Below are 4,018 nucleotides of genomic sequence, written 5' to 3'. Positions count from 1 at the left end.
TACCTCGACGTTTGCCATTCTTTCTGATTTTGGAAGACCCGCAGTTTGGACAATGCACAGTAGATTACCTCAATTCATACCTCTATTATGCAACGCCCAGTGCCTGCTACCAGAAATAAAAATCACGACAATACGTCAGTTTTTAAGGGGCAAAACCTCGATACCGGGGAAGCAAAGAATCATGAAGAACAATTAACTTGGTATTAGCTGTATTAAATTAATTATCTATCTCCAGAATATAGCTATTGCATGAGGAGCTGTGTGAAGGGAAACTTTCATGGACGGTTTTGAAAACCAACGGGGTTGGTGACAACGTCGTTGAGTTTAATCGGACCAGTTTTGCTGTGGGTGATTATTGGTTATAGGTTAAAATTGAGACAGAAGTACCATGCCTCTCGACTCTCGTAGCTGTGGGTGAGTCTGGTTGGTACGAACTGAGATCCTGCGGACCGTCAAAGCTCTGCACCTTATGGTTTAGCTTATTTGTATTGAGCGGCTAATAACTTGCCTGATGGCAATCGTATCAGATTTATTTTATAAGTCAAGGGAATATGGCGATTAATTTACATTTCTTTACAAAGCTGCCCGGGAGTGAATTCCCCAACCCAATAGTAGTTGGGAGGGGCCCACTTCTAATTGGAGCATATGTTAATGAGTAAAATTACTTATGAAAAGGACTTCTATAGGTGGGTTTACCAGCAATCTAACCTGCTACGGGAAGGGAAATTTGAGCAATTAGATTTAGGTCATTTGATTGAGGAATTAGAAGACTTGGGGAATCATCACTAGTTTGATGCAACTAATTGCCCATCTGCTCAAATGGCAAATTCAGTATTGGAAGCAGACAAATAGTTGGCGAGCAACTATCTGTGTTCAACGCACAGCTATTGCTAAATTGTTGAGGCGAAATCCTGGTCTAAAATCCCGTTTACAGGAAGCGTTAAATGAAAGCTGGTCGGAAGCTAGGGATTTAGCGATCGCCGAAACTGATTTACCAGATGAACAATTTCCTCAAGTGTGTCCATTTAGGTCATGAGTCCTGACTTTTGGCCTGATAGAGCGTGATAGCGCATTCGCTTCAAAAATACTCAATGCATAACCGGTAAAGAAATGTAAATTAATCGCCATATTCTCTAGACTTATGCAAAAAATCTGATGCTGTTGACAAGTAAATCATATCTCAACTATACTTTTAAAATCAGCAAACATTTAAGGTCGGACAATGTACGGATGCCAACAAGTTCTTATTCTCAGCTTTATGAACTGTTTATTGATCAGGTTATTGGTTTAAGTCAAAAAACAGATTTTTCCTTAACTGCTTTAATCAGTAACTATATTAGCATGAATTACCAGATTAAATTAGAACAAATAGATAAGTTAAAAGCCTGGTTAGATGAGTTTAGACCATTTGACCAAACAATAATCGCCGAAATCAAAAAGCTGTATGATGTCCGCTTTACTTATAACTCTAATGCCATTGAAGGCAATACTTTAACTCAAAGTGAAACTGAGTTAGTGTTAACCAAAGGAATTACAATTGGTGGGAAGACTCTTGATGAACATTTAGAGGTAGTTGGACATAAGGAGGCGATTGACTATATTGAAAGTTTAGCACAAAAAGATACAGTAATTAATGAATGGGAAATTAAACAAGTTCACAATCTAATTCTGAGGAAAATTCACCCTGATGAAGCGGGTTGTTATCGGCAATTAGATGTAATGGCAGCAGGGACAAATTATATTTATCCTCCCCATTATTTACTGTCTCAATTAATGACAGATTTTGTGATCTGGCTCAATTCAGATGCTGCTTTAACACTCCATCCTGTAGAATATGCAACCATGGCACATTATCGTTTTGTTTCTATCCATCCTTTTCGAGATGGGAATGGCAGAACGGCTAGATTATTAATGAATTTATTGTTAATTCGTGCCGGATACCCTATTGTAGTGATTAATAATCAAATTCGTAATGATTATATTCATGCTTTGTCCTATGGACAACGAAACCAAGATGATTTAAATCAGTTGTTTGATTTGGTTTGTGATGCTACTATCAGTTCATTAGTGGAAACTTTAAGGTTATTAGTAACTGCGAGTAGTAGTAGGGAAAAAGGGCGGGTTTTTTATCAGGAAATTACTAATTTTATTGATAATTTTTTGATAAAATAAGCAAAGATGTTTTAGATAAGATGCAAGCACAGGGAATGAGAATTTCAGAAAATCTCGCTGGCTCTTGATTAACCACTGTCTAGTTTCTGCAAATAACGACCCAACATCTGTTGCATTAATTAGGGTATATTTGAATTTATTTCAAGCTAAAATCTTAAATCGGAAACCAATTCTCATTTAAAATTGTCTCCAGGTCAGTAGTAGGTTCGACTGGGAAAGTAATGAGCGGTAATTGAGATCGCCTGGCAGCAATTTCCCTTGCGTCTTGATAACATTCTATAAATATCTCTTTTAGATAGGTATTGAGGCTGGGACTCGCTTTTAATTCTCTTTTGATCTGTTTACGAAAGTTAGTGATTTCGGCTTGCCAATGCGCTAAATTTGTCGGTTTTTCTGACTCCCAGTAAGTGCTTTTCAGCAGGTGTTCTATTAACAGGGTGAGCAAACTTTGCATGCGTCTTTTCTCCCGTCTACTCAAATCCCGCACCTCATCGATTAAGTTATTCCAGTCAACGGAGTTAAAGTCACGACTCTCCAGTTGTTTCACAGTTTCGAGTACCCAGAGATGGTAATCACTGTCGTATAAGGTGGGTTGCACCTGCGATAATTTGGTTTGCATTCTTACTTATCCTGCGGTTGGCTTGGGCTATTTTAAAGCGTGCTTTAAATTACACTTTATAATATTGGTACAGAAAACCCCTGACACTCGACCCTGGTAGCTGTGGGTGTCGGGTTGGTACGAACTGAGATCATGTAGACCGTCAAAGCTCTGCACCTTAATGGTTCGGCTTATATTTTATTTAGATTTGGGCAGCTATCTATTAATTACCCTAGTGTCACTTAATTATATCAAATTTTTTTTATTAAGTCAAGGAAATATGGGGATTAATTTACACTTCTTTACAAAGTTGGCCGTAGGGGAGTGAATTCTCCAACATTTCCAAATAAATGTGTAAACTTAAAGAGTTCACCTATTACCAAAATCATCATGACTCGCTGGTTTAATATTGCAGGTCCATGTTCAAACGATATCCACTATGTCCTATCTCCCACAGTCAGATTACCAGACTTAGAGGCGTTAATTCAACAACGTAGTTATTTTGTCCTACACGCACCACGACAAACAGGGAAAACCACCGCCATGTTATCCCTGGCACAGCAACTTACTGACAGCGGAAATTATGCCGCAGTCATGGTATCCGTAGAAGTAGGCAGTGCATTTAATCATGATCCTACCACCGCAGAATTAGCAATTTTAGGGGCATGGTATAATACAATAAATATCCGCTTACCCAAAGAATTACAACCACCTATTAAACAATGGCAACAGGAAGAACCAGGAAGCAGAATTAAGGCTTTTTTATCAGCTTGGGCAAAAGCTATAAATCGTCCCATAGTATTATTTATAGATGAAATTGATTCTTTACAAGACCAAACATTAATTTCAGTTTTACGACAATTAAGAGATGGTTTTCCTAACCGTCCAGAAAATTTTCCCTCATCAGTAGGATTAATTGGTTTACGAGATGTGCGAGATTATAAAGTAGCATCGGGAGGTAGTGACAGATTAAATACTTCTAGTCCTTTTAATATAAAAGTTGCTTCTTTGACTATGAGAAATTTTAATCTTGCAGAAGTAGGAGAATTATATCAACAACATACAGCAGCAACTGGGCAAATTTTCACACCTGAAGCTATAGAAACAGCTTATGATTTAACCCAAGGACAACCTTGGTTAGTGAATGCTTTAGCTAAGGAAATTGTAGAAAAAATGGTAAAAGATAGAAGTATTGCTATTACCAAAGAACATATTTTAACAGCTAAGGAAATATTAATAATTCGTCAA

The 4,018-nt window shown here is 37.6% G+C and carries 6 protein-coding genes; 5 read left to right on the top strand and 1 reads right to left on the bottom strand.

Going from position 1 to position 4,018, the window contains the following annotated elements; genetic code table 11:
• The 4 genes from ASL19_RS18490 to ASL19_RS04230 form a co-directional block, all read left to right on the top strand.
• The coding region (locus ASL19_RS18490) for a hypothetical protein (RefSeq protein WP_235528926.1) at positions 1-196 on the top strand (196 nt) is incomplete at its 5' end.
• Between the two features lie 455 nt (positions 197-651).
• On the top strand, positions 652-789 hold the full coding sequence (locus ASL19_RS18810) for a DUF29 family protein (protein WP_255356429.1): 138 nt from the start codon (positions 652-654) through the stop codon (positions 787-789).
• Positions 790-793: 4 nt separating this feature from the next.
• A complete protein-coding gene (locus ASL19_RS18805) occupies positions 794-1,036 on the top strand; it encodes a DUF29 domain-containing protein (RefSeq protein ID WP_255356430.1) in 243 nt (80 codons plus the stop codon).
• Positions 1,037-1,230: 194 nt separating this feature from the next.
• Positions 1,231-2,172 carry a Fic family protein gene (locus ASL19_RS04230; RefSeq protein ID WP_057177416.1) on the top strand — a complete coding sequence of 314 codons (942 nt, stop codon included), beginning with the start codon at positions 1,231-1,233 and terminating at the stop codon, positions 2,170-2,172.
• Between the two features lie 154 nt (positions 2,173-2,326).
• Here ASL19_RS04230 and ASL19_RS04225 read toward each other — a convergent pair whose 3' ends face one another.
• Positions 2,327-2,791, bottom strand: a complete 465-nt coding sequence (locus ASL19_RS04225; protein WP_057177415.1) for a DUF29 domain-containing protein — start codon at positions 2,789-2,791, stop codon at positions 2,327-2,329.
• Between the two features lie 369 nt (positions 2,792-3,160).
• Here ASL19_RS04225 and ASL19_RS04220 point away from each other — a divergent pair.
• Positions 3,161-4,018: AAA-like domain-containing protein (locus ASL19_RS04220; RefSeq protein ID WP_152980400.1), on the top strand; the 858-nt coding region annotated here is incomplete at its 3' end.

The sequence above is a fragment of the Cylindrospermopsis sp. CR12 genome (genome assembly GCF_001432185.1).
Taxonomy (GTDB): domain Bacteria; phylum Cyanobacteriota; class Cyanobacteriia; order Cyanobacteriales; family Nostocaceae; genus Raphidiopsis; species Raphidiopsis raciborskii.
The sequence above is the reverse complement of the archived record's forward strand: the minus strand, read 5'-3'. Positions and strand labels throughout refer to the sequence as shown.